The sequence below is a fragment of the Flavobacterium sp. Leaf82 genome (assembly GCF_001422725.1).
GTDB lineage: Bacteria > Bacteroidota > Bacteroidia > Flavobacteriales > Flavobacteriaceae > Flavobacterium.
The window spans coordinates 91,024-114,434 of record NZ_LMMA01000004.1 but is presented as its reverse complement, the minus strand read 5'-3'; the positions used below and the strand labels follow the sequence as shown (position 1 = coordinate 114,434).

The 23,411-nt window shown below is 31.9% G+C and carries 29 protein-coding genes; 22 read left to right on the top strand and 7 right to left on the bottom strand.

Annotated elements, in window-relative coordinates; all coding sequences use genetic code 11:
- Position 1 precedes the first annotated feature (1 nt).
- Positions 2-922 (top strand): helix-turn-helix domain-containing protein, encoded by a 921-nt coding sequence (locus tag ASF10_RS05375; protein ID WP_056246400.1) that lies wholly within the window; start codon positions 2-4, stop codon positions 920-922.
- Here ASF10_RS05375 and ASF10_RS05370 read toward each other — a convergent pair.
- The 3 genes from ASF10_RS05370 to ASF10_RS05360 form a co-directional block, all read right to left on the bottom strand.
- Complete coding sequence (locus tag ASF10_RS05370; RefSeq protein ID WP_056246397.1) at positions 919-1,719, bottom strand: ABC transporter substrate-binding protein; 801 nt, start codon at positions 1,717-1,719, stop codon at positions 919-921. The genes ASF10_RS05375 and ASF10_RS05370 overlap by 4 nt on opposite strands.
- Positions 1,720-1,990: 271 nt before the next feature.
- Positions 1,991-2,809: an orotidine-5'-phosphate decarboxylase gene (gene pyrF, locus ASF10_RS05365; RefSeq protein ID WP_056246395.1), complete on the bottom strand. Its 819-nt coding sequence runs from the start codon at positions 2,807-2,809 to the stop codon at positions 1,991-1,993.
- A 115-nt stretch (positions 2,810-2,924) separates the two neighbouring features.
- Complete coding sequence (locus ASF10_RS05360) at positions 2,925-5,108, bottom strand: DUF5723 family protein (RefSeq protein WP_056246392.1); 2,184 nt, start codon at positions 5,106-5,108, stop codon at positions 2,925-2,927.
- 161 nt (positions 5,109-5,269) lie between these two features.
- On the opposite strand from ASF10_RS05360, the gene ASF10_RS05355 reads away from it, so the two are divergent.
- The 11 genes from ASF10_RS05355 to ASF10_RS05310 all read left to right on the top strand — a co-directional run bounded on the left by ASF10_RS05355 (position 5,270) and on the right by ASF10_RS05310 (position 12,020).
- Entirely contained in the window at positions 5,270-5,743 is a 474-nt protein-coding gene (locus tag ASF10_RS05355) for a Dps family protein (RefSeq protein ID WP_056246390.1), read from the top strand.
- 106 nt (positions 5,744-5,849) lie between these two features.
- Positions 5,850-6,035 (top strand): CsbD family protein, encoded by a 186-nt coding sequence (locus tag ASF10_RS05350; RefSeq protein WP_055098382.1) that lies wholly within the window; start codon positions 5,850-5,852, stop codon positions 6,033-6,035.
- Between the two features lie 157 nt (positions 6,036-6,192).
- Positions 6,193-6,744, top strand: a complete 552-nt coding sequence (locus ASF10_RS05345) for a helix-turn-helix domain-containing protein (RefSeq protein WP_055098383.1) — start codon at positions 6,193-6,195, stop codon at positions 6,742-6,744.
- A 21-nt stretch (positions 6,745-6,765) separates the two neighbouring features.
- Positions 6,766-7,215 (top strand): response regulator, encoded by a 450-nt coding sequence (locus tag ASF10_RS05340; protein WP_055098384.1) that lies wholly within the window; start codon positions 6,766-6,768, stop codon positions 7,213-7,215.
- Between the two features lie 12 nt (positions 7,216-7,227).
- Positions 7,228-9,012 carry a CHASE3 domain-containing protein gene (locus ASF10_RS05335; RefSeq protein WP_056246387.1) on the top strand — a complete coding sequence of 595 codons (1,785 nt, stop codon included), beginning with the start codon at positions 7,228-7,230 and terminating at the stop codon, positions 9,010-9,012.
- Positions 9,013-9,498: 486 nt separating this feature from the next.
- Entirely contained in the window at positions 9,499-9,999 is a 501-nt protein-coding gene (locus ASF10_RS05330; RefSeq protein ID WP_241774910.1) for a DUF4142 domain-containing protein, read from the top strand.
- Positions 10,000-10,037: 38 nt separating this feature from the next.
- On the top strand, positions 10,038-10,685 hold the full coding sequence (locus ASF10_RS05325) for a porin family protein (protein ID WP_056246382.1): 648 nt from the start codon (positions 10,038-10,040) through the stop codon (positions 10,683-10,685).
- Positions 10,686-10,722: 37 nt separating this feature from the next.
- Positions 10,723-10,875 carry a lmo0937 family membrane protein gene (locus ASF10_RS24055; RefSeq protein WP_109746162.1) on the top strand — a complete coding sequence of 51 codons (153 nt, stop codon included), beginning with the start codon at positions 10,723-10,725 and terminating at the stop codon, positions 10,873-10,875.
- A gap of 48 nt (positions 10,876-10,923) precedes the next feature.
- The gene (locus ASF10_RS05320; RefSeq protein ID WP_056246379.1) at positions 10,924-11,208 is read left to right on the top strand and encodes a YtxH domain-containing protein; all 285 of its coding nucleotides are present in this window, start codon (positions 10,924-10,926) and stop codon (positions 11,206-11,208) included.
- 35 nt (positions 11,209-11,243) lie between these two features.
- Positions 11,244-11,627, top strand: a complete 384-nt coding sequence (locus ASF10_RS05315; protein ID WP_056246377.1) for a hypothetical protein — start codon at positions 11,244-11,246, stop codon at positions 11,625-11,627.
- A gap of 18 nt (positions 11,628-11,645) precedes the next feature.
- A complete protein-coding gene (locus tag ASF10_RS05310) occupies positions 11,646-12,020 on the top strand; it encodes a hypothetical protein (RefSeq protein WP_056246374.1) in 375 nt (124 codons plus the stop codon).
- A 456-nt stretch (positions 12,021-12,476) separates the two neighbouring features.
- Here ASF10_RS05310 and prfA read toward each other — a convergent pair whose 3' ends face one another.
- On the bottom strand, positions 12,477-13,553 hold the full coding sequence (gene prfA / locus ASF10_RS05305; RefSeq protein WP_056246371.1) for a peptide chain release factor 1: 1,077 nt from the start codon (positions 13,551-13,553) through the stop codon (positions 12,477-12,479).
- Between the two features lie 334 nt (positions 13,554-13,887).
- Between prfA and ASF10_RS05300 the strand changes: the two genes are divergently transcribed.
- From ASF10_RS05300 to ASF10_RS05285, 4 genes are read left to right on the top strand one after another with little or no spacing between them, the layout of a single operon-like run.
- Positions 13,888-14,268, top strand: coding sequence for a hypothetical protein (locus ASF10_RS05300; RefSeq protein ID WP_056246368.1), 381 nt, complete (start codon positions 13,888-13,890; stop codon positions 14,266-14,268).
- A 1-nt stretch (position 14,269) separates the two neighbouring features.
- Positions 14,270-15,460, top strand: coding sequence for a PfkB family carbohydrate kinase (locus ASF10_RS05295; RefSeq protein WP_056246366.1), 1,191 nt, complete (start codon positions 14,270-14,272; stop codon positions 15,458-15,460).
- Positions 15,448-16,047 carry a 7-cyano-7-deazaguanine synthase gene (locus ASF10_RS05290; protein WP_056246362.1) on the top strand — a complete coding sequence of 200 codons (600 nt, stop codon included), beginning with the start codon at positions 15,448-15,450 and terminating at the stop codon, positions 16,045-16,047. The genes ASF10_RS05295 and ASF10_RS05290 overlap by 13 nt, the downstream gene beginning before the upstream one ends.
- 56 nt (positions 16,048-16,103) lie before the next feature.
- Positions 16,104-16,943, top strand: coding sequence for a hypothetical protein (locus ASF10_RS05285; RefSeq protein ID WP_131726508.1), 840 nt, complete (start codon positions 16,104-16,106; stop codon positions 16,941-16,943).
- Between the two features lie 251 nt (positions 16,944-17,194).
- Here ASF10_RS05285 and ASF10_RS05280 read toward each other — a convergent pair whose 3' ends face one another.
- A complete protein-coding gene (locus ASF10_RS05280) occupies positions 17,195-17,443 on the bottom strand; it encodes a helix-turn-helix domain-containing protein (RefSeq protein ID WP_056246358.1) in 249 nt (82 codons plus the stop codon).
- Between the two features lie 148 nt (positions 17,444-17,591).
- Between ASF10_RS05280 and ASF10_RS05275 the strand changes: the two genes are divergently transcribed.
- Both ASF10_RS05275 and ASF10_RS05270 read left to right on the top strand, forming a co-directional pair.
- Positions 17,592-17,888, top strand: a complete 297-nt coding sequence (locus tag ASF10_RS05275) for a hypothetical protein (protein ID WP_056246355.1) — start codon at positions 17,592-17,594, stop codon at positions 17,886-17,888.
- A gap of 106 nt (positions 17,889-17,994) precedes the next feature.
- A complete protein-coding gene (locus tag ASF10_RS05270) occupies positions 17,995-18,402 on the top strand; it encodes a hypothetical protein (RefSeq protein WP_056246352.1) in 408 nt (135 codons plus the stop codon).
- A gap of 121 nt (positions 18,403-18,523) precedes the next feature.
- Here the strand turns inward: ASF10_RS05270 and ASF10_RS05265 are convergent, their stop codons facing one another.
- A complete protein-coding gene (locus tag ASF10_RS05265; protein WP_056246349.1) occupies positions 18,524-19,285 on the bottom strand; it encodes a response regulator transcription factor in 762 nt (253 codons plus the stop codon).
- 385 nt (positions 19,286-19,670) lie between these two features.
- Positions 19,671-20,009 carry a hypothetical protein gene (locus ASF10_RS05255; RefSeq protein ID WP_056246343.1) on the bottom strand — a complete coding sequence of 113 codons (339 nt, stop codon included), beginning with the start codon at positions 20,007-20,009 and terminating at the stop codon, positions 19,671-19,673.
- A 115-nt stretch (positions 20,010-20,124) separates the two neighbouring features.
- On the opposite strand from ASF10_RS05255, the gene ASF10_RS05250 reads away from it, so the two are divergent.
- The 4 genes from ASF10_RS05250 (at position 20,125) to ASF10_RS05235 (ending at position 23,356) form a co-directional block, all read left to right on the top strand.
- Complete coding sequence (locus ASF10_RS05250) at positions 20,125-20,361, top strand: helix-turn-helix domain-containing protein (RefSeq protein ID WP_056246341.1); 237 nt, start codon at positions 20,125-20,127, stop codon at positions 20,359-20,361.
- Positions 20,362-20,392: 31 nt separating this feature from the next.
- Positions 20,393-21,190: a PhzF family phenazine biosynthesis protein gene (locus ASF10_RS05245; RefSeq protein ID WP_056246337.1), complete on the top strand. Its 798-nt coding sequence runs from the start codon at positions 20,393-20,395 to the stop codon at positions 21,188-21,190.
- A gap of 295 nt (positions 21,191-21,485) precedes the next feature.
- Positions 21,486-22,565, top strand: a complete 1,080-nt coding sequence (locus tag ASF10_RS05240; RefSeq protein WP_056246334.1) for an acyltransferase family protein — start codon at positions 21,486-21,488, stop codon at positions 22,563-22,565.
- A 35-nt stretch (positions 22,566-22,600) separates the two neighbouring features.
- Positions 22,601-23,356: a helix-turn-helix domain-containing protein gene (locus ASF10_RS05235; protein ID WP_056246331.1), complete on the top strand. Its 756-nt coding sequence runs from the start codon at positions 22,601-22,603 to the stop codon at positions 23,354-23,356.
- The last annotated feature ends 55 nt before the right edge of the window (positions 23,357-23,411 follow it).

Sequence of the window (23,411 nt, the reverse complement as noted above, 5' to 3'; positions counted from 1 at the left end):
CATGAAAAAAGAAGCCCAAACTCCTTATACCATTCACTCTGTTTCTGAATTACATGCTTTATTAAAAATTCCAAAACCGGAACATCCGTTAGTAAGTTTTGTAGATTTAAGCAATATAACGTGCCATTTTGATGACAATCTAAAAAGTGTTGTCTACGATTTTTATACGGTTTGTATCAAGAAAGGTTTTACAGGAAAAATGAAATATGGACAAAATTATTATGACTTTGATGAAGGTGTCATGACTTTTATGTCGCCCGGACAAGTAATATCTACAGAAGTCTCTGTTGATTCTGCAGTTTATGGTGCAATGTTGGTCATACATCCTGATTTTATCCAGAATTATGCTTTAGCCAAAAACATCAAAGATTTTGGTTATTTTGCTTACTCTGTTAATGAAGCGCTGCATCTTTCTGACAAAGAAGAAATTATGATTACGGGAATCATGAAAAATATTGAACAAGAATATCTTTCATCAATTGATGCTTTTAGTCAGGATGTAATGATTTCGCATATAGAATTGCTGCTTAATTATTGTAACAGGTTTTATAACCGACAGTTTCTAACGAGAAAAAGTGCCAATCATACGCTTTTAACTAAGTTAGAAACGTTGTTGTCTGATTATTTTGAAGGTGATAAAGTGCAACAATTCGGATTGCCTACAGTAGCATATATTTCGGATGAGTTGAACGTTTCTGCTAATTATCTAAGTGATATGCTTCGTTCTTTAACGGGACAAAGTACACAGCATCACATTCATAATAAAATCATTGAAAAAGCAAAAGAATTACTATCGACTACTTCATTAAGTGTTAGTGAAACGGCTTATCAATTGGGCTTTGAATATCCGCAATCGTTTAATAAATTATTTAAAAGTAAAACCAATTTTTCGCCTTTAGAATTTAGAAGTTCTTTTAATTAATCCTTTAATCGTTCGTGCAGTATTTTAAAGTAACTAAATGCTTTAAGTAATCTGCTCCCGTGCCAGGAGAACATTTCGCCGTCAACAAAGATCGTTTTGGCGTGATGCGTAAAACGTCCTATTTCAAAAGCGTCTTCTTCCTTAAAAGGATAAGGTTCTGATGAAAGAAAGACAATATCAGGATCGCCTTCGATACGCATTTTTTTTATTTCGACTTCGGGATAACGTCCTTTGTCCTGGTAGATATTCGAGAAATGATTTAATTTTAATAATTCATTTATATAAGTATCATTTCCAGCGACCATAAATGGATTTTTCCAGATAAAATATGCCGCTTTCTTTACAGGAATATCTGCCATATATTTTTTGAAATCGCTTAAAGCGAAAGCCAATTTGTTATTCCATTTTTGCGATTCGGTTCTGCAATTAAAAAGCTGACCAAAATCTGAAATCATCTGAAAATTATCTTCTATTGTAACAATATTCGTTACCCAAACCGGACAAATGACACTTAATTGTTCGACAATTTCTGGTGTGTTTTCTTCTTTATTACAAATGATAATATCCGGCTGAAGCAGTTTTATTTTTTCAAAATGAATTTTCTTAGTTCCGCCAACCATTTTTTTAGTTGATTTAAAATGATACGGATGTACACAAAACTTAGTGATTCCGATAATTTTATCTTCTAATCCCAGATCATAAAGCAATTCGGTTTGAGAAGGCACCAACGAAATAATACGTTTAGGAGTCGTCTCAAAAGAATGTAAAGTGCCGAGTTGATCTGAGAATTGTTTCATTTTTTTGTTTCAGGTTTCAGGTTGTTTGATTGTGTTGATTTTACCGCAAAGAGCGCAAAGTTTTTTCGCAAAGTTCGCTAAGCTTTGTGCTGATTTTACCGCAAAGTTCGCTAAGTTTTTTCGCAAAGGACACAAAGTTTTCGCAAAGCTATTCGTAAAATTTTGTGAACTTTGACTACTTATTAGATATCGATTAAAAAATCTTTGCGAAAAAACTTAGCGAACTTTGCGGTAAAACTATGTTCAAAGTAAAGTAATGAGACTGTAAACTTTATTTATTAGCCAGAATCTCTTCCATTTCCTGTTGTACTTTCAAAGCTTCTTCCCTCGCCTTTTCTGCGAAATCAGTTCCTTTTGAGGCATAGATAATTGCTCTTGCAGAGTTTACTAATAAACCCACTTTATCATTCATTCCGTATTTGCAAACTTCAGACAGACTTCCGCCCTGAGCGCCAATTCCAGGAACTAATAAAAAACTATCCGGAACAATTTTTCTGATATCAGCAAAATATTCTGCTTTTGTTGCACCAACCACATACATTAGATTATGGCTGTTTTTCCAAGTTTTAGAGGTTTCCAGAACTTGTTTGTATAATTCTTTTCCGTTTGTTGTTAATGTCTGAAAATCAAAAGCACCTTCGTTTGAAGTCAAAGCTAACATTATAGTATGTTTATTTTCGAAAGCTAAAAACGGTTCTACCGAATCTTTTCCCATATAAGGCGCAACGGTTACACTATCAAAATTCAAATCTTCAAAAAAAGCTTTCGCATACATGCTCGAAGTATTGCCTATATCACCGCGTTTTGCATCTGCAATGGTAAAAATCTCAGGGAAATTCTCGTTGATATAGTTGATCGTTTTTTGCAAAGACATCCATCCTTTTATTCCGTATGCCTCAAAAAAAGCGGTATTAGGCTTGTAACCTACTGCAAGATCGTGTGTCGCATCGATTATGGCTTTATTAAATTCGAAAATAGGATCTTCGGTTTCTAATAAATGAGGTGGAATTTTGGTTAGATCGGGATCTAATCCAACGCATAAAAATGATTTTTTCGAAAGGATTTGTTCGTGTAGTTGTTGTGTTGTCATTCGTGATTTTTTAATTCTTCTAATACATCGGTAGTAATTCTTTTTTAGAAGTACGCAAAAATAAAAAAAGCCATTCAATTACGAATGGCTTTTTAGTTTTATATTCTGTTTAGGCTTATAAATTACCTAAGTAAACAATTTCTGTTCTTCTGTTTTCTGCTCTTCCTGCAGCAGTTTTATTAGTTGCAACCGGTTTTGCAGAACCAAATCCTTGTGAAGATAAATTCTCAGGATTTATTCCTTTTGCGATTAAAGCATCCATAACAACTTTTGCTCTGGCTTCAGATAATTTTTGGTTTGCTTTTGCATTTCCAACATTATCTGTATGTCCGTTGATTGCAAATTTAGCATTTGGATAATTTTTCAGGATTTCTTTAATAGCATCTAGTCTTCCTGAAGTTACTCCTTTTTTAGCATCGCTTAATGTTGCTTTTCCGGTTACGAAAAAGATAGATTTAGCTTCTACTTTTAATTTTTCTAAAGTTGCTTTAGTTACTTTAGGGCATCCTTTATTTTCTGCCGGACCAGCAATTAGCGGACATTCGTCAACATTATCCGGAACTCCGTCTTTGTCAGCATCTAAAACCGGACAACCTTTATTTTCTACTAAACCTGCAACAGTTGGGCACGCATCGTCTTTATCAAGAACTCCGTCTCCGTCTGTATCCGGCCATGGACAACCTTTGTTTTCTACCGGACCAGCAATTGCAGGACAAGCATCTACATTATCTAACAGTGTATCTCCGTCAGAATCTTTCCAAGGACATCCTTTATTTTCTACAGGACCCGCAACATCAGGACAAGTGTCATCTTTATCAAAAACTCCGTCTTTATCTGTATCCGGCCATGGACAACCTTTGTTTTCTGCCGGACCAGCTACTTTTCTACAAGCATCTTCTTTATCGATAACGCCGTCTTCGTCTGTATCTTTGAATTTCTTTTCGTAAACCGGAATTTTTATCCCAAGATGAAAATCAGCTGCTTTTGATTCTTTCGAAACTAAATTTGTCAGGATAGAACCAGAACCAATAAAGAAAGCTCCAACTCTTAATCCAGAACCAACCTGAACTCCGCTATATTCCATGTATGTCATTGGCACATAGAAACTAAACCATCTTGTTTCGTAACGAGGCGTCAATGTTACACGATCAGCGATTCCGTAACCGTTTAGTTTGTTTGCAGAAACCATATTGATATCTCCGTTAAGATTCAAATAGAATTTTCTGTACATATTCCAATCTACATCAGCGTGAAGTGCCGTAGGTAAATTCGTTTTCATTCCTTTTGTCGAAGATGTTTTTGTATAATGTTCATCAAGGAAATCATAGAAATTATCAGCATCATTGATCATTTCCTGAGTAATAGTTCCGTTTACATTATAAACATCCTGTCTTGAGTTTTTGTAATTGATTGATCCAATATCAGTAACCGATAAACCAAAACGTAATTTGTATTTATTTAAATCTCTAAAATTATTATCAGCTGGTTTTGCCTTGCTTAAATCATATTGATCATAATCAGGTCTCCATTCGTACACTAATCCAAAATCAAAACCAAATCCTCTTGAAGCTGAGTCAAATTCATAATCTTCATTTTCTTCAAAATCCTGGCTTGTTCCTACAGTAATTTGTCCGTTTGAGGTTAGTGTTCCTTTATCCGGATTTATGGTGTTTTCGTTGTATTTAACATTAACATCATTTCCTTTAATATATCCGTTTACACCACCTTGCAGGTATTTTGCCGTTAAACCTCCTTTAAGAAAATGTTGGTCTTTTTGGTATAAAACAGCTGCATACGAAAGTCCAAGTTCTGCCCATGTATTCGACGCGCCATTTGCATTTCCTGCATTAAAGTTAAAATCATTTGCTTTATCAAGACCTTCTTTAACCTGATCTACAAGGCTACCATTTATGTTTCTAAGATTAGTAACAGACCTTGCTCTTGTAAAAACAGCAATAGTATGTTTAGGAGCAATATTAAACATAAAAGATGGTCCCATGATATCAAAATTCACGATAGCATTGTTAGCGTTTTTGGGTGTCATGATAGACTGACTGTCAAAATCATATCCTTTTTTATAGGTATCAAAAACATTAACACCATATAAATCGTTTCCTACTGAACCGCTGATCGAGAATAGATTAATATCGGTTTTAAAACGAGAATCGGCAATAGAAGCCGGATTAAAAAGTACACTTTGAACTCCTGCATAATTATCATGAGTATATCCCATATAAGATTGGGCTTTGGCCGAAAATGTAATTGCGATAAGTAATAAACTGAGTAAAGTTTTTTTCATTAATATTTGGTTTTAAGATAAATTCGGGGGCAAAACTACACTTTTAGAATCAGAATTATGTTACGCTAACATTGAATTCATGTAACATCTACAATAAATTATGTAAGAAAAATGGAAAGCCACTTTTATATTTTTGGTAACGAACAATAAATCAAACAATTATGACCCCACATATCGGAATAACGCCAAAAAATCTAAAAAAAAGTGCCACTATATTAGCCACAATCTTATCTAATGAAATGACTTTGTATGTAAAAACAAGAAAATTTCACTGGAACATTTCCGGAAATAGTTTTATGGAACTGCATAAATTGTTTGAAGACCAATACCGAATTTTAGAAGCTAATATTGATGAAGTTGCAGAACGTATTAGTCAGCTTGGAGAAAAAACAATTGGAACAATGAAGGAGTTTATCGATAATTCGACTCTAAAGGAATCTCCAAAAGAATATGCTTCGCAAAAACACATGCTTGAGGAACTTTTAGAAAACCACGAGCAACTGGTGACAGAATTTAGAGATTATATCCCTGCTTTTGAAGAAGATAGCAATGATATAGGATCGGCAGATTTTGTAACAGGCTTATTGCAACAGCACGAAAAAATGGCTTGGGTTTTACGCCGTTATCAGGTTTAATTAATAGTGAAATGTGAATTATGAAACGGTTTGCGAAATAAATGTAACACAAACCTAAGCCTTAATTCAGAATTTTACATGACTATTAATACTTAAAAATAATATCATGAATACTACAGAGATAAAAGGAAACTGGAATGAGTTAAAAGGTAAATTGAAACAACAATATGCAGATTTAACTGATGACGATTTATTATATGATGAAGGTAAAGAAGACGAAATGTACGGAAAACTTCAACAAAAATTAGGAAAAACAAAAGACGAGGTTCGCAAAATCATTGCTGACTTGTAACATGTTCTAAATCAATCAAAAATACCGTCTAGTAAAACATATTAGACGGTATTTTTTTGAGACTTTTATTTAAATTCATTAATGTTCTATATAGCTAACAAGCATTAAACTCTATAACCAAAAATAAATTAATTATCTTTAACCAAATTTCTATAAAATGAAACTATTTATAAAGTTCGACATAAACACCATTTGCTCGCTTTTTTTGAAACAAAACCTGGAACAACAAAATGTAAATTTTACAACTCTGGGATTTGGTGAAATCGAAATTGCGGATAATCTTGATGCGGATGCGCTCGAAGCTTTAAAAAATAATTTGCTGCCGTGTGGCTTTGAGGTTGTCGAAAACCAAAAAAGTGTATTAGTACAAAAAATAAAAGATGCTATAATTGAGCTTGTTTTCATGGAAGACAGCAATAATTATAAGAGTTCTGTGTTTTTAGCTGAGAAATTAAACCACAGTTACGGCTACTTGTCAAATGTTTTCTCAGAAGTTACATATTCTTCTATTGAGAATTTTATCATTTTACAGAAAATTGAAAGAGCGAAACAATTAATTATTATTAATGAAATGAGTTTGACCGAAATTGCTTTTTTACTTAACTACTCTAGTGTTGCCCATTTGAGTACGCAGTTTAAGAATACGACAGGAATTACGCCGTCAGCATTTCAGAGAATAATTAAGAAACGTAGAGAAAATTTAAAATAAAAACCCAAATACCATACTAAAATGCAAAAAAACGCATTATACATTTTATTGGCTGATGATGATGAAGATGATCGTCTTTTTTTTAAGGATGCTTTTGAAGAAATAAAAATTCAGACTAAAGTAGATTTTGTTCATGACGGAATGCAATTAATGGATCATTTAATGGATCCTGAAACTAAATTGCCGGATATCTTGTTCCTGGATTTGAACATGCCTAAAAAAACAGGTAAAGAATGTTTGATCGAAATTAAAAAAACAGAACATCTTAAAAATATTATTATTGCTATCTACTCTACTTCATCATCAGAAGAAGATATTGAAGATACTTTTATTCAGGGAGCCAATATTTATATAAAAAAACCAAGCGATTTTAATACGCTTAAAAAAATAATAAATGAAGTCGTAACAGTAAACTGGCATTATCATACTTCAGGTTTAAACCGTGATAACTTCTTGCTACGATTAAAATAATAATGCATACCAATGAAATGGATCCCAAATTTTAATTCTTCAAACTCTTTGAGAGTTATATTTGTAATCGCGGTTTTCATTCTGTTATTTCTTTCTTCTATTGCTTACAAACACAACAGGGATTTAGACGAATCCAGTAAAGTGGTAATGCATACGTATGAAATAAACATTCAATTAGAGCGATTAATGTCGGCGATTAAGGATGCCGAAACCGGACAACGAGGTTATATAATTACTCGTAATGCCCGATTTTTAACTCCTTATATTTATTCGCGTGATAAGGTAAATACTTCCTTTATTACTTTAAAGAAGTTGACTGCCGATAATCCAAGACAGCAAAAAAATCTTCAAAAGTTATTCAAACTAATTATCCAGCGGTTTGTTTCTTTTGAAAATTGTCTAAAATACAGCGACCCAAAAACATATGATAAACGAAAACTCGACAATCATATGTTTGGAGGCCGAATCCTGATGGAAAACATTCGTTTTCAGGTTGATGAAATGAATGACATCGAGAAAAACTATCTGGCAAAAAGACTTAAAATTTATGCCGCAGAAATCTCCTTAAGCCCACTATTTTCTATTTCGTTATTTCTGGTTGCCTTAACTTTTATTTTATTGGCATACAGACAAATTAGCCGTGATTTTGAACGTTTGAAGATTTACAATAAAAAACTTCTAATTTCAAGCGGTCTTATGGCTGAATCTGAAAGTATTGGTAAATTCAGCACCTGGCAATGGGACCTGGATTCTAATAAAATAGATTACTCAGACAATCAGTTTCGTTTACTGGGTTTTGAACCAAATGCATTTGTTCCTGAAAAAGAAACTTTTCTGGAATTTGTTCATTCTGATGATAAAGCAAAAGTTGCAAAATCCATGGAAGGTATTGTCGACAAAAAACAACTGCCTTTTGTTTACTATAAAATTACAAGACCGGATTATGAGATTCGCTATTTTAAATCTACCGGAAAACTGCTGACAGACCAACAGGGAAGTAAAATTTTACTGGGTATTAATTTTGATATTACCGATGAGCATTTATTAAACATAGAACTTCAGGAGCGTAATAGAGAACTTGAAAAAAGCAATAAAGAACTGGCTTCTTTCAATCATGTTGCAAGTCACGATTTACAGGAACCATTAAGAAAAATCCAGACTTTTATTTCGAGAGTTTCAGATGCTGATAAAGCTGTTTTATCTGACAGTGCAAAAGATTACATTTCTAAAATCGAAGTTTCGGCTAAAAGAATGCGTGTATTAATAGACGACTTACTTTTATTCTCAAGAACAAATACTACCAAAAAAGAATTTATAAAATTAAGCTTAAACGAACTGCTTGAAAACGCAGAATCTGAGTTGGCTGAAATCATAGAAGAAAAGAAGGCTGTTATTACGGTTTCTAAATTGCCTAAACTGGCGGTTATTCCCTATCAAATCGAACAGCTTTTTATAAACCTTATTGGTAATTCTTTAAAATACGGAAGACAAAATTCAGTTCCTGAAATTAAGATTGAAAGCGAAAAAGTAAATTCAAGTGATTTTCCTGATTTATTAGAACCTAATATAAAAAAGTTCTACAAAATTACTTTTACAGATAACGGAATGGGATTTGACCCTCAGTTTAAGGAAACGATATTTGTTTTATTTCAGCGTTTGCATTCAAAAACAGATTATCCGGGAACGGGAATTGGTCTTGCAATTTGCAAAAAAATAGTAGACAATCATAAAGGTCATATTATTGCCGACAGTATTCCTGGTAAAGGTTCTGTTTTTACCGTTTTCCTGCCGGAGTAGACTAGTTTATAGTATTCAGTATTCAGTCGCAGTTTACAGTAAAACCGAAACTGAGACTTGCAAACTGAGACTGTAAACCGAGACTGAAACTGAGACTGTAAACCGAGACTGAATACTGAGACTGAATACTGAGACTGAAAACTGTAAACTGAGACTGCAAACCGAGACTAAAAACTAAGACTAAATCTGTAAGAAAATAAAATCCCTTTAATTATACCCAAACATAAAAAGAAACCATCAGTTGCGGCTGATGGTTTTTTTTATGCGCTAATTTTAAAATAATAAATACCTGAAAATAAAGGATAAAACGTGTAAAAATTTGGATTATGGGAATTATATAAAGTTTCTTTTTTATGCTGTAAAGTAAAATGTTTGTTTCGTTAGCATCTTTGTAATGTAATACTTTAGGAACTAATAATGAAAGCAGCGTCACAATTAAAAGCGACAAATTTTAGACTAATTTTTTTATTGATAATGATAATTTGCATGTCATCATGCAAGAAAAATAATCCGATAGAAAATTCACTAAAAAATGAAACTTTTACTAAAACGGAGAAAGAAGAAATAGAAGCCTTTTTTTTTATTGCGACAGCAAATGTGAGTAAATCAATTATTTCTAAAAGTCAAATTGCACAACAAAAAAGTTCAGATTTTACGATACAGGAGTTGAGTAAAAAAATAGAAAGCAATCAAAATCAATTGTTGCAGGAAGTATCAAAAATGGCCAATAAAAAGCTCATTATTATTACTGAAATAAATGCAACACATAAACGGGATTTATACGATTTGATTGATGCAACGAGCGCAGATTTTAATAAAACATATCTGGAGTCTATAACAGAATCTTTACAAGAGCAAATAGGATTGCTGGAATCGATTTCGAAACAGACAAACGACAAAACAATATTAAAATTAGTGCTGCAATATTTACCTGAACAATATCAAATCCTTCGTGAAATGCAAAGGATCAAAAATGAGATTAACTAAATGCCTATATATTATTTTATTAACTAAATTATTTAACTATGAAAATGCAATCAAATTTTTTATGCGCCTTAACACTTTTTTTAACAGCTTCATTTGGAATGCTACACGCTCAGGACACTAATGTAACTACGGAGTTTGGTGTAAAGGGAGGATTCAACATGTCTAACTTATATAACGGAGATGCTGATGACAACAATATCTTATACGGTTTTAACGCCGGTCTTTATGCAACATTGCCTATCTCAGACTTTGTAGCAATTCAACCAGAGATTTTGTACACTACAAAAGGTGCAGAATTAAAATATGACAACGCTTTTGCGTCAGGAGAAGCAAAATTTAAATTAAACTATATCGAAGTTCCTTTATTAGTAAGAGTTAATATCACTAAAAACTTTAACGTTCAAGCCGGTGGTTACGCTTCATACTTAGTAAATTCTAAAGTAAAAGGAACTGGAGATGTTGAATTTGAAGAGGATGTAGACACAGACGATTTAAACAAGTTTGATGCCGGTATCGCTGCTGGTGTTGGAGTAGATTTTAATCCAATTAGTGTTGGTTTACGTTACAACTACGGTCTTACAAAAGTTGGTAAAGACAGAACTGATGCATTAGGAAACTCTTTCAATACTTTGGGAGATGCAAAAAACAGCAATTTGACTTTATACGTTTCGTATAAGTTAAACTAGAAAAAAAACAATTAATTAACCCTTAATAATAAAAACCATGTCAAATTTATTATATACAATCGCAGTAATATTGGTTATCCTTTGGGCTTTAGGCTTCTTTGTTTACAGCTTAGGAAGTATCATCCACATATTATTAGTAATCGCCATTATCGCAATTCTATTCAGACTTATTAAAGGTCGAGAAGTTTAAAAATCAAACATTTTAACAATAATTATATTAATCACTAAATCAAATATTATGAAAGCAAGTAACACAATTTTAGGAATTTTAGGAGCTGCAGCTGCAGGAGCATTTTTAGGTGTATTATTCGCACCGGACAAAGGGTCAAACACAAGAAAAAAAATCTCAGATAAATCAAAAGATTACGGAGATAAAGCAAAATCAAAATTTGATGGTATCGTAAGTACTATTACTTCAAACAGTAAAGATATTATCGAAGAAGGAAAAGCAAAATTCAATCAAGCAAAAGAAGACTTCAATTCTATCAAAGACGAAGCAAAAAGTGTAAAAACGAACTACTAAAAAGTGAAATTTTTAAACCATAAATACCCTATATCATGGAATCAAATGCAACAACAAACGAGGACTTAAATCTTTATGAAAAAGCAGAAAACTATACCAAAACAAGTTTAGAATTACTTAAGCTTAAAACGGTATCAGCTGTAGCCGATGTTTTATCGACACTAACATCAAGAATAGCAGTTGGGGCTGTTGTTGCATTTTTTACCCTGTTCCTGAATATAGGGATTAGTTTATGGCTTGGTAAAGTACTTGGGGAGTATTATTACGGATTTTTTATCGTAGCGCTTTTTTACCTTATAGTTGCCGTTCTAATGCATACACTGCAACATAAGATCATTAAAACACCTATTGGAAACATGATAATTTCCAGTATACTTAAAGAAACTAAAAAAGATATTAAAACTGATTTAAATAATTAATAACTAAAAAAGATTGTTATGGAAACTCTTTATACTATTGATGGATTAAATCAGACGATTCAACAATTAGAAGCCCGACAGGACGCAGAATGGTGCGCTATAAAAGACGAAATAGATGATATTAAAGAGAATTTAAAACCTCTTAATCTAATCAGGAATACAGTTGAGGAAATTAACGAAACTGTAGGTTTTAAAAGCAATATAGCACAATCTGCATTAAGTATAGGAATTGGATATCTTGCTAAAAGATTTGTAGTAGGTAAAAGTACCAATATGTTCAAAGGCATTGCCGGTTCTTTATTACAACTTGTCGTGACTAATTTAGTTTCAAAACCACATCATAATGAATCCTCAAATGAGGAATCATCACAAAAAGAATCATCAAGAGAGTAATTGTCTAACATAAATTTATGTATTATGGAAAAGTTAAGCGAAATAGTATTAAAAAATGGTGTATACGTTTACTCGAATCTATATAAATGTTTCGAATTTTCGAGAGTATTTCTAGGTATCTAACTTGCTTTATACGTTTTATAAACAAACGGTTAAAGGGTTAATATCCGTCACTATATCTAAGGTTCTGAGGTGCTAAGTAACAAAGGCGCAAAGGTTTCTTTGCAAACCTAAAATAAGACATAGCCTGAACCAAAAAAAGAGACTGTTTCATATATGAGACAGTCTCTTTTTCTTTTTGTTAAGAAACAAAGAATTTTGCTGGCAAGCCTAAATAAGATTTAATCTCAACTGAACAAATAAAAAAATCCTGTTTCACTAATTGCGAAACAGGATTTTTTTTATAGATATCAGAAGCCTTTGCTCCTCTGTAACTCTGTGCCTTTATACCTATTTTTAGAATACCTCCGAAGCTTCTTTCAATTTCTCCATATTATTTACCAATTGAAGCTCGGCAACGATTTTCTGAATGTCACCATTCATGATATTTCCTAAATCGTAAAGTGTCAAACCAACTCTGTGATCTGTTACACGACCTTGTGCGTAGTTGTAAGTACGAATCTTAGCAGATCTGTCTCCAGAACTAACCTGAGAAGTACGCTTTGTAGCATCTTCGGCTTCTTTTTTAGCCAATTCTTGTTCGTATAAACGAGAACGTAAAACGTTCAACGCTTTATCTTTATTTTTATGCTGTGATTTCTGATCCTGACATTGCGCCACTAATCCCGTAGGAATGTGCGTTAAACGTACCGCAGATTTCGTTGTATTTACAGATTGTCCTCCAGGTCCTGATGAACAGAAAAAATCAACACGAACATCATTCATATCAATTTGTACATCAAACTCTTCTGCTTCCGGTAAAACCATTACAGTAGCTGCAGATGTATGCACACGACCTTGCGTTTCTGTCTGAGGAACACGTTGTACACGGTGTACACCAGCTTCAAACTTCAAAGTTCCGTAAACGTCCTCTCCCGATACTTCAAAAATTACCTCTTTGAAACCTCCTGAAGTTCCTTCGTTCATATCTACTACAGAAGTTCTCCAACCCTGATTTTCGCAATACTTGGTATACATTCTAAATAAATCTCCTGCAAAAATACTCGCTTCATCCCCACCCGTTCCGGCACGAATCTCGACCATAACGTTTTTAGCATCTTCAGGATCTTTAGGGATCAACATAAACTTGATTTCTTCCTCAAGTTCCGGCAATCTGTCTTTTGCTTCATCTAGTTGCATTTTGGCCATTTCGGTCATATCTGCATCACTTCCGTCAGCAATAATTTCGTTTGCCTCATCTATATTAGCCATCAAAAGCACATATTCATCGCGCTTTTCAGCCAATGCTTTCAGGTTTTTGTACTCTTGATTCAATTGCACATAACGTTTTTGATCAGAAATAACATCCGGCTGGATAATCAAATCTGAAATCTCGTCAAAACGTTGTTTTACTATTTGAAGTCTATCTAACATTTTCTAATTCCTTTTATTGGAGTGCAAAATTACGAAATTTTTGTTTAAAATTCTAGTATTGATGTTTTGAGTTTTTTACGACTGATTTTTGTTGGAATTGTGGTTGTTTTTTGGAGCTTTTTCCTGCTTCCGAATCCTCGGGACGTTACAATCTTTTGTTTCGCTAAAGCTTCACAAAGGATTTTCACTTCTATCAGGGCTAGGTATTTCAGGTTTTTAATTGGCTTTTATGGATTTCCGTAAAATTGTTGAAGTGAAGGAGTTTATTTTTAATAAAAATTATTTCAAACAAAATCAGGTGTTTTTACTTGGTGGTTAATTTGAAATAAAGGCGATGTTTGTTAATTACGAAAATTCTATTAAAAAAAATGATATAAAATTAATTAAAAAAAAACTTATGAGTGGATCGGGAGGAGGTGGATATCAACCACCACAAAGAACTAAATTTGATTGTTATACAAGTATTATTATAACTACTGTTTCTTCTGTAAATATCAAAGTACTTGAGAAGCGTAAAATAGCCGATATTTTAGATGTTGTGCTTGGGAAAAATGAATCTTTATTATTGGAAGACGGAGATGGAGAAATACTTGGAGCAATTCTTCATCTAAATACCCCAGATATAATTGACTGCATTAAAAATGGATCATTATACATAGCAGAAATATTAATCATAAATTCACCTGCATGTCGTGTGCAAATAACAAGAAAATAATATGATAAAAGTTATTGGTGGAACTTATCGAGAAATCGATTATGATGATATTTCGATTGAAATTTATGGCTCCGGTTTTCGAGCAACAAAATTTCTTTTAGAAAACGGGTGCACTGTAGATTTTAAAACTGTGGGGAATAATGACATAATTGGATATCTTAAAGAAAATAAAAAAGTTTATGATGGATTTACTTTTCAATGTAAAGAATGTGATGAAATAATAACGTTTAAATATAGTTTTTCTCTTGACCAACCAACTATATTTCCTCATTTACTTACTATACCAAAAGCTGAGGATTTAAATGCAAGTTCTGAAAATCTCATCGCTTTTGGTATGTTAGAAGCAGATTTTATATTATCTGGAAACAAAGTTGTTTACGATCCACAAACTCCTATAAAACCAAAGAGATTTAGTGAATTTGGCAAGGCAAAAGAACTTATATATATTGTTAACAAAAATGAAGCATCATCAATTGCTTCTTCTGAAGATATTGAAGAAATTAAAAATTACTTTTTTAATTCAGAACAAGCGAAAGCGTTTATTATTAAAAATGGACCTTTTGGAGCAATTTTATATTTGAACAATAAGGAAATAAAAATTCCTTCTTACATTACTAATAATGTAAACAAAATTGGTTCTGGTGATATTTTCACATCTAGCTTTGGCTTTTATTGGATGGAAAAAGGTTTATCTTTAGAAGAATCAGCTATATATGCTTCAAGATCGACTGCTATTTACTGTGACAAAAAGGTGTATATTGACACATCAATTTTGGAATTTTTTAACTATAAGGAATTCAATAATCCAATATTTTCAGAAAGACAAGTTTATTTAGCATCTCCCTTTTTTTGTATTTCTGAACTAATCTTAATAGACAAGATACGTTCCGCTTTTTTATCATTGGGAGTTAAAGTTTTCTCTCCATTTCATGATATTGGTTTAGGTGAAGATACAATTATAGCAAAAAAAGATTTAGAAGGTATCGAAAAATCTGATATAGTTTTTTTTGTTCTAGATAACCTTGATTCAGGCACACTAATAGAGTCTGGATATTCGTTAGCTAAAGGAAAAAAAATAATTGGATATCATAGAACTTGCGAAGAAAGTAAACTATTAATGCTTAAGCCAGCTAATATCAATTTTTATCAACATCTAACAACTGCTATATATCACACAATATGGAATCTGTAAAAAAAGCGATTTTATTATCTGGTGGAATTGATTCAATATGTTTAACTTATGATCTTAAACCTGATATTGCTTACACAATTGATTACGGTCAAACAGTTGCTGAGAGAGAAATTTATGTTTCTGATTTTGTCTGCCAAAAATTAAAAATTCAACATAAAGTAATCCGTGTTGATTGTAAAAGTTTAGGAAGTGGAACTTTAGCAAATTCCGAAAATTTAAGTATTTCTCCTTCCGAAGAATGGTGGCCATTCAGAAATCAGCTATTAATTACATTGGCATCTATGCAAGCAATTAAAGACGGTATTTCTGAAATTTATTTAGCCTCTGTGAAATCTGATAATTTCCATAAAGATGGAACTAAAGATTTTTATAAATTATCTGATGAACTAGTTTCTTATCAAGAAGGAAAAATTCGAATATTATGCCCTACTCTAGAATATTTCAGCCATGAATTGGTTAGTAAATTTAATGTTCCTTTGGAATTGTTAAGTATTGCTCACTCTTGTCATATCTCAAATATCGCATGTGGAAAATGTTCTGGTTGCAGAAAACAGCTTAAGGTTAGACATGAAATTAATCTGGAGTAGATATTTAACTAAAATAAATAAGAAAACTAAAGAAATAATAATTAAAATTATATTTTATGAAAAGTATATTACTCGGAAAATATATAGACAGGCTAGCATCATTGAATGACCAATTATGCTTTTTCCAATTCAACAGAAATGAACTAAATAAGCGACTTTTAGAATTTGGACCAAAGGTTGGAAATTTATTTACTCCAGATGTTTTTGCACAAAATTCAATGTCTACAAGAATAAATGTGAAAATTTCAGATCTACCGACATTCCAAAATTTAAACCAAACATTTACTTTTGGCGCGTATCTTTCTACTAGTTATGAAGTCGTAAGCTATTACATAAAAGATAGTCTAGAATTGCTTAATCTTATAAATCCAGCAACATTTCAATTAACTGACAATAGACAATTAGAAGAAATGTATAGATTAACATTAATTTCTTCCAACTGTACAGTCGTTCCAATAGAAATCATACAAACATTGAAATATATAAGGTTAAGAAGAAATCATTTCACACATTTAGGCCATGAAGTGAGTGAGCATTTTAAAAATTTGATAACCCAATCAGGAAATAATTTAAACACCTTCTGGTCAGCAGCAATTACAAAACTTGATTTTACAAGTTTAGATGTATTAACATTTAAAGAAGAAGAAACCATTGATTTGTTAAAAATTCTCAGAATTATTGTCCAAACATTGGATGAAAATTTAGCATCAAATTTTTCACATGATGGAATTGCAACTTTTTTATCAAATCAAGAATTTCCGAAACCACAAAGAATAAATATTGATGTAGTACAAAAAAGAATAAATAAAATTCAAGCTATAGGTAAAATTAAATTTGGAATTAATTTATCGGAAAATACTATAGAACCAGTTGTCAAAACAATTGGAGTAAAATAGCTTTATAGTTATAGAAGTAATATTTGCCCCCTGCTGGCGCGAGCGTCCCGCTCGTGAACGCAAGCCACTTCAATAACATAAGAGTGACATATTGCATAGGCACGAGCGAGACGCTCGCGCTAGCCATGGAGCTTACAACAATTCATAAAAAAAGCTACAAAATCATGTAGCTTTTTTTTATGCTTCTAAAATATGAAAATAAATCTTTGCGGGCACGGATTGTAAATCTGCGCTTTCGATACTTTGCGCAACTATTTATATTCCTCATTTTTAAGGTTCAAATCTTTTAAAAGTTCACTGGAAGTTGTATCAAGCGCTTCTGCCATTCTAATAAGAAGATTTATAGTAATTCCTTGTTCGTTTCTAAGTACCCTTCTTACCGTAGTTTCAGTGCAGTTACTTGCTTTGGCAAAACTGCTCTTGTTTCCTGCGTATTTCTCTAAGAAAAGTTTATAAATTCTATCGACTATTTCTGCTTCTAATTTATCAATCGTCTTCATAAAACAAAGAAAAAGAAGTAACCTGATGAATTTTTAAAACAAATTCGACTTATAAGTCGAATTTGTTTATATTTGTAAGAAATTGGTAAAGCTTGATCAATTAACACATAAATATTTAAATTATTCAATCAATTTAAAACTACACACGATGACCGAAAACCGTACACAGCTAACTCATTTTTTAGAAACCGCAGGTAAAAAACATTATTTTACAAAATTACAACCAGATGACACAATCGATACTTCGTTTACAGCCAGTTTTAAAATAGAAACCTATACTGACTTAATGCTTACCATTACTTCACTTATTAGAACCAGTATCGCTATTCTTAGAAATGAAGAATACAATTCTGGACCCGATGCGGCGCTTTTACTCGAAATGGCAAAAAAACTCCTTCCTGATGATGAAATGGAACTTCTTGATGAATTATATTCTATTTTGTAAGACATTTGAGTAGCAATGATTTGGCAAATCCTAAAATTGGCATTAATTTAGTTTCAAACTTTATAATACAATAAAGTTAGCATCAATTTTTAAAATAAAATACATAATGAACTCTGAAGAAGAAATAGAGTGGAAAAAGCAAAGAACACTTATTGCAAAAATATTGTTGCCCATATTATTTCTTACACTTATAGGGGGATATTTCATGGTGAACTCAAAAAGTTATATTGATAAAAAATATCATGAATTTCAAAATTATAGTTTCTCTGGAGAAATTTATAAAAAAGAAGAGGATCAAAGTGGTGATGGTTGTAATATTGCAAGATATTTTCATTTAAAAACAGGAATTATTCACAGGGTTGATTGTTACATATATCCAGATATGAAAATTGGTGATTTTGTTTATAAAAATATAAAATCTGATACTGTATATTATGTAAAAAAGAATGGCGACACAATTAAGCAAAACGAAAATCCATATTACAAAGAATATATTGAATTGATGAAAAAATAAAGACACAATAAAACAAAAGCTGCAAAAAATCATGTAGCTTTTTTATATTTCCCGCTCGTGCTCACAATCTAAATGAATTTCAAAATCCCTCTTCACTTCAAGATCATTAAATCTATAAATTTCAAATAATCTTATTATCTAAAGCAAAAGACAATGCTTCGGTAAAATTTTTAACTTCAAAAGTTTCAAAAATTTTTCTTCTATAATATTTTATCGTATCCGGAGAAACAAACATTTTTTCGGCAATCTGATTTATGGTTAAACCCTGAGCATATAACCGAAGTATTTCTAATTCTTTGTCTTTTAATTTTAATTTATTTTTTGCAATCCAGACTTTACCGGACAAATCAAATTTCCACAAAGTATCTGAACCCTGCTTGTTTATAATAATGTTTCCGGCTTTTTTATTGTGTGAAATAGAAACCAGACACAACGATTTCCAAACTGCTCCTTGCTGATTAAGAAAAAGTGGCGTCAGTTTATGATTGATAAGAATAGATTTGTCATATTTCCCCTTTAAATGAAAATCATACGATATGCTGTATAATTTTCGTTCGTCATTGTTAGGTAGTTTATCATAAAAATCAAATCCGGCATTGTTGATGGTTTCTAATAACTGAAGATCTTCTGTTGGAACATTATTAAAATAGAATTCATAACCCATTTTAAGAACTTCTTCTGCCGAAAAGCCACATAAAAACAACGGATTATTAGACACATATTCAAACTTCATTTCTTCATAATCAATTACGTAAATGCTTTGATATGTTATTTTTGCAAAAGATTTTACCACTTCCAGATAATTACCAAACTGAAATTTGTCTGCCTCTGATGTAGCTTCTATCTTGTTGCGACTGAGTAAAGATCTTTTTTCATTTTCCATCTTATAAAAATACTAAAAACTACACAAAAGTGTAAATTGATTTTAAAATCAATTACTTTTTTTTGTACTTAGTTTTAACTTTTTTATTTATGAGAAACAAATCAGTATCAGAGTCTAGTTTAAAAGAACTAAATAAAAATAAAAAAGCGTTAAAAATAACTAGTATCGGGTTAAGCATTTTATGGATTCTTATTCTGACCTGGATCATTAGTGTAACAAAATACAGGTTAATTTTTACGCTGTTGACTCTTAGTGTTACAACAATAATCCCTATTTTAATTTTTATATATCATATAGATTCCGAAATTAAAAAACGTAATTCCCAGAACAGTTAATGAATCATACGCTAGCGCGAGCGTTCGGATCGCGCGATCAATAGAAAAACTTATACTGCATTAGACTCCAAATAAATCTTGTGCAAATCATCCAACAATTCCATTTCTTGTTCTGGTAAAAGCTGCAACGCAATTTCAAGCAAAGTCATTACATTAATATCTGTATTTGCTGTAATGCTTGACAGACTTTTTGCATCATCGTTAAGCAAAATAATACTTGCTTTTAATAAATCTGAAACCATCATATTAAGTTCGTTATAACCGGATACTTTTAGATTTACGCTAAACGAATTATCACCTTTATTTTCTTGTTTTAGTCTTCTGAAATCTTTTGTTTTATTCATTAATTCAAAAAAATCTGTAGCTTGTTTATTATTCTGTATTTCCATGATAAAATTGACTTGTTTAAATAATTAGAAAAACAAAAATACAAAATAATCGGTTATAAATAACCGATTATTTACAATCATATAAAAACAATCTATTACTTGTAATTTCATCTCCATGGATAAAACAAGAAAAAGTGAAATTCCGGAAGTTGTAATACAATTAGGAATTAAGATAAAAGATACAATTGAAGCAAATAAACTCAAACAAAGAGAAGTTGCTCACGATGCAGGATTGGATGTAGAAAACTTACGAAAATACATCAAGGGTTCTCAGGAAATGAAAATAAGTACTTTATTCAAAATTGCGAAATCTTTAAAAATAAACCCAGGCGATTTAATTAAAGATTTATAAAAAATAACATATCTAAACATAGAAAATTAAAATGAAAACATATTTTGTAGACTCGTTTACGAATGAAAAATTTAAAGGAAATCCGGCTGCAGTCTGTTTACCCAACTCAGAATTAGACACCAAAACGATGCAAAGTATTGCAACAGAAATTGGATTTTCTGAAACTGCTTTTATCAAACAAATTTCAGACAACGTTTACAGTATTAGATTTTTTTCGCCAAAAACTGAAATTCCGTTATGCGGACACGCGACATTGGCTTCTTCAAAAATTGTTTTTGACACCACATCTTGTGAAAATATAAAATTTATTAACCGTGATAATGTTGAGCTTTTTATTGCGAAAGAAGGAAACAAAATCAAAATGCAATTTCCTGTTTACGATATTCAGGAAATAGAAGTTCCTCAGGAAATGACAGATGCACTCGGAATTTCTGAGATTTTGGATAAAAGATACAGTCCTGTAAATAAAATAATTTTAATCGAAATTAAAAGTGCAACTGAACTGGCAAATTTAAAACCTGATTTCGCGGCTTTAATAAATTCATATACCGGAATAAACGGTGTTTTAGTAACCGCTGCTTCTGATACGGAAGCTTTCGATTTTCACTACAGATATTTTTGGCCTTGGTCTGGCACTAATGAAGATCCTGTAACTGGCGGCGTTCAAACTTTTTTGACGAAGTACTGGGTACAAAAATTGAACAAAACAAAACTGAATGCATATCAATCTTCAGCAAGAACAGGAACAATGAGTACAGAACTTATAAACGATAAAGTTTTTATTTTAGGCGAAGCGGTAACGGTATTTAAAGGAGAATTTGTTTTGTAATCTCCTAATCAACATGGCATAACAACATCTGAAATCTATATATGCGGAAAAGGAAAAATAGATCGAAAAATACAATATGATTACTTTTTATCTAAAGAAGATTTTGATTAAAAATACTAAAGCGAGATCTAGATCATACAGAAGAGTTATATCAATTTAATCTTGAAAAGTTGTCACAAACATTCCATATCTTTTGTGCAATGGAAAATGGAGATGTTTTTGACATTCCTTTTGATCCAAATAGTGATTTTTTATTACCACTTTAATTTAAAACCTTATCGAAAAGCCAACAAACATGACACAACCCCAAACCGAAACCTTAAAAGCAAAACAACATTTTGAACTCCTCGACGGATTAAGAGGAATAGCCGCTGTGGCAATTGTGATTTTTCATTTTATGGAAATCGTTCATCCGCCAAGCGAAAATTTTATTGCGCATGGTTTTCTTGCTGTTGATTTTTTCTTTTGTCTTTCCGGATTTGTTATTGCTTATGCATATCACGATCGTATTGACAAAATGAAAATTAGCGACTTTTTTAAATTGCGCTTAATCAGGTTGCATCCTTTGGTTGTTTTTGGTTCTGTATTGGGTTTATTGACTTTTCTGTTTGATCCATTTGGCGGTCATCCGGAAAGCTACGAAACAGGCAAACTAATTTTGATCTTTCTTGCTTCAGTTTTTCTGGTTCCTTTTCCGGTTATGGCAGATCGTTATTTTAATTTATTTGGTTTAAATGCGCCTGGCTGGTCTTTGTTTTGGGAATATGTAGCGAATATTTTATACGCGCTTTTTCTTTATAAATTAAGTCGTCGTTCGCTCTTTTTATTAACTGTTTTTGCTGCAATAGGTCTTTGTTTCGTAAGTTATCGTGCCGGAGGTTCTTTATTGGGCGGATGGAGCGGAGAAACTTTTTGGGATGGTTTTGCCCGTATTTCGTATTCGTTTTTAGCAGGAATGCTTATCTATCGTTCCAACTGGACTATTAAATCAAATCTGGGATTTATAGGTTTATCAATATTACTATTGCTGGCTTTCTTTGTACCTTTTTCTAATTTTAATTGGTTGTCAGAACCTATAATTGTTTTGTTGTATTTTCCGTTATTAATAATTTTAGGAGCCGGAGCAACATTAAAACCAGGATTTAGAAAACTTTGTGTGTTTTTAGGAAATATATCTTATCCGTTATACATGACGCATTATGCAGCAATGTGGATATTTGCAAACTATTACACCAAGTACAAACCAGAAACAAATGAGCTTACTTTGGTAGTAATAACAGGAACAATTCTTTTAGTTGGAATCGCGTATTTGACTATGGTTTTTTATGATACTCCAATTCGAAAATATCTAACAGGTAAAAGAAAAAAGGCTTAATTTTAATTTTTCCATTTAAGTCTTAATTAAAAAAAATGAAGAACGATTTCTACTACAAAGCCATAGAACCGGACGAGTCACTTCTTGACTTTGTAGAAAATATTGGAATGTTTCATAACAAGTCAGATAAAGGCATGGAAGTCGTCCTGATGCCAGACGGAAGAATTGATTTGTTTTTTATGCAATCAAAATCAGAGCCTTTTCAAGCTACACTTATTGGTCTCGAAAATGTGCCTGAGCAACAAATTATTCCGGCAAATACACTGGCTTTCAAAATTAGTTTTAAACCTTTGGGAACCGAATATCTTTTGCATACTTCTATTGCCGATATTTTAAATAGTGCCAAAGTTTTACCAAAAGACTTTTGGAATATTACCAACGAAGATTTAAAAGATTTTGAATCCTTTCATTCTAAAATAGACACAAAACTAAAGGAAATTTTGCCCACCAAAATCGACGAAAGAAAACGTAAACTTTTTAAACTGGTTTATGAATCAAACGGCGAAATAAAAATACAACAACTCTCTGAAGAAATTTCCTGGAGCAGCCGTGAAATCAACCGTTATTTCAATAAACAATTTGGACTTTCGTTAAATGCATTCTGTAAAATTTTGCGTTTCAAAGCTTCATTAGAACATATAGCAAAAGGCAAACTTTTTCCGGAATTAAACTTCACGGATCAGAATCATTTTATAAAAGAAATCAAAAAATTTTCCGGCGTAGTTCCCAGCGAGTTATTAAAAAATAAAGATGACCGATTTATACTATTATCCGTCCTGAAAGAGCAATAATTTTGTTCCGACGATAAGCTGAAAAGCTAAACGGAATAATTAATTTAAAACTTAA

What these genes read in the sequence shown, in the direction of transcription:
- ASF10_RS05245 (WP_056246337.1), top strand. Translation starts at nt 20,393, where the DNA reads ATGAAAACATATTTTGTAGACTCGTTTACGAATGAAAAATTTAAAGGA.
- ASF10_RS05275 (WP_056246355.1), top strand. Translation starts at nt 17,592, where the DNA reads ATGACCGAAAACCGTACACAGCTAACTCATTTTTTAGAAACCGCAGGT.
- ASF10_RS05340 (WP_055098384.1), top strand. Translation starts at nt 6,766, where the DNA reads ATGCAAAAAAACGCATTATACATTTTATTGGCTGATGATGATGAAGAT.
- prfA (WP_056246371.1), bottom strand. Translation starts at nt 13,553, where the DNA reads ATGTTAGATAGACTTCAAATAGTAAAACAACGTTTTGACGAGATTTCA.
- ASF10_RS05250 (WP_056246341.1), top strand. Translation starts at nt 20,125, where the DNA reads ATGGATAAAACAAGAAAAAGTGAAATTCCGGAAGTTGTAATACAATTA.
- ASF10_RS05345 (WP_055098383.1), top strand. Translation starts at nt 6,193, where the DNA reads ATGAAACTATTTATAAAGTTCGACATAAACACCATTTGCTCGCTTTTT.
- ASF10_RS05350 (WP_055098382.1), top strand. Translation starts at nt 5,850, where the DNA reads ATGAATACTACAGAGATAAAAGGAAACTGGAATGAGTTAAAAGGTAAA.
- ASF10_RS05285 (WP_131726508.1), top strand. Translation starts at nt 16,104, where the DNA reads ATGAAAAGTATATTACTCGGAAAATATATAGACAGGCTAGCATCATTG.
- pyrF (WP_056246395.1), bottom strand. Translation starts at nt 2,809, where the DNA reads ATGACAACACAACAACTACACGAACAAATCCTTTCGAAAAAATCATTT.
- ASF10_RS05375 (WP_056246400.1), top strand. Translation starts at nt 2, where the DNA reads ATGAAAAAAGAAGCCCAAACTCCTTATACCATTCACTCTGTTTCTGAA.
- ASF10_RS05360 (WP_056246392.1), bottom strand. Translation starts at nt 5,108, where the DNA reads ATGAAAAAAACTTTACTCAGTTTATTACTTATCGCAATTACATTTTCG.
- ASF10_RS24055 (WP_109746162.1), top strand. Translation starts at nt 10,723, where the DNA reads ATGTCAAATTTATTATATACAATCGCAGTAATATTGGTTATCCTTTGG.
- ASF10_RS05255 (WP_056246343.1), bottom strand. Translation starts at nt 20,009, where the DNA reads ATGGAAATACAGAATAATAAACAAGCTACAGATTTTTTTGAATTAATG.
- ASF10_RS05290 (WP_056246362.1), top strand. Translation starts at nt 15,448, where the DNA reads ATGGAATCTGTAAAAAAAGCGATTTTATTATCTGGTGGAATTGATTCA.
- ASF10_RS05355 (WP_056246390.1), top strand. Translation starts at nt 5,270, where the DNA reads ATGACCCCACATATCGGAATAACGCCAAAAAATCTAAAAAAAAGTGCC.
- ASF10_RS05265 (WP_056246349.1), bottom strand. Translation starts at nt 19,285, where the DNA reads ATGGAAAATGAAAAAAGATCTTTACTCAGTCGCAACAAGATAGAAGCT.
- ASF10_RS05310 (WP_056246374.1), top strand. Translation starts at nt 11,646, where the DNA reads ATGGAAACTCTTTATACTATTGATGGATTAAATCAGACGATTCAACAA.
- ASF10_RS05235 (WP_056246331.1), top strand. Translation starts at nt 22,601, where the DNA reads ATGAAGAACGATTTCTACTACAAAGCCATAGAACCGGACGAGTCACTT.
- ASF10_RS05270 (WP_056246352.1), top strand. Translation starts at nt 17,995, where the DNA reads ATGAACTCTGAAGAAGAAATAGAGTGGAAAAAGCAAAGAACACTTATT.
- ASF10_RS05320 (WP_056246379.1), top strand. Translation starts at nt 10,924, where the DNA reads ATGAAAGCAAGTAACACAATTTTAGGAATTTTAGGAGCTGCAGCTGCA.
- ASF10_RS05325 (WP_056246382.1), top strand. Translation starts at nt 10,038, where the DNA reads ATGAAAATGCAATCAAATTTTTTATGCGCCTTAACACTTTTTTTAACA.
- ASF10_RS05335 (WP_056246387.1), top strand. Translation starts at nt 7,228, where the DNA reads ATGAAATGGATCCCAAATTTTAATTCTTCAAACTCTTTGAGAGTTATA.
- ASF10_RS05280 (WP_056246358.1), bottom strand. Translation starts at nt 17,443, where the DNA reads ATGAAGACGATTGATAAATTAGAAGCAGAAATAGTCGATAGAATTTAT.
- ASF10_RS05315 (WP_056246377.1), top strand. Translation starts at nt 11,244, where the DNA reads ATGGAATCAAATGCAACAACAAACGAGGACTTAAATCTTTATGAAAAA.
- ASF10_RS05240 (WP_056246334.1), top strand. Translation starts at nt 21,486, where the DNA reads ATGACACAACCCCAAACCGAAACCTTAAAAGCAAAACAACATTTTGAA.
- ASF10_RS05330 (WP_241774910.1), top strand. Translation starts at nt 9,499, where the DNA reads ATGTCATCATGCAAGAAAAATAATCCGATAGAAAATTCACTAAAAAAT.
- ASF10_RS05370 (WP_056246397.1), bottom strand. Translation starts at nt 1,719, where the DNA reads ATGAAACAATTCTCAGATCAACTCGGCACTTTACATTCTTTTGAGACG.
- ASF10_RS05295 (WP_056246366.1), top strand. Translation starts at nt 14,270, where the DNA reads ATGATAAAAGTTATTGGTGGAACTTATCGAGAAATCGATTATGATGAT.
- ASF10_RS05300 (WP_056246368.1), top strand. Translation starts at nt 13,888, where the DNA reads ATGTTTGTTAATTACGAAAATTCTATTAAAAAAAATGATATAAAATTA.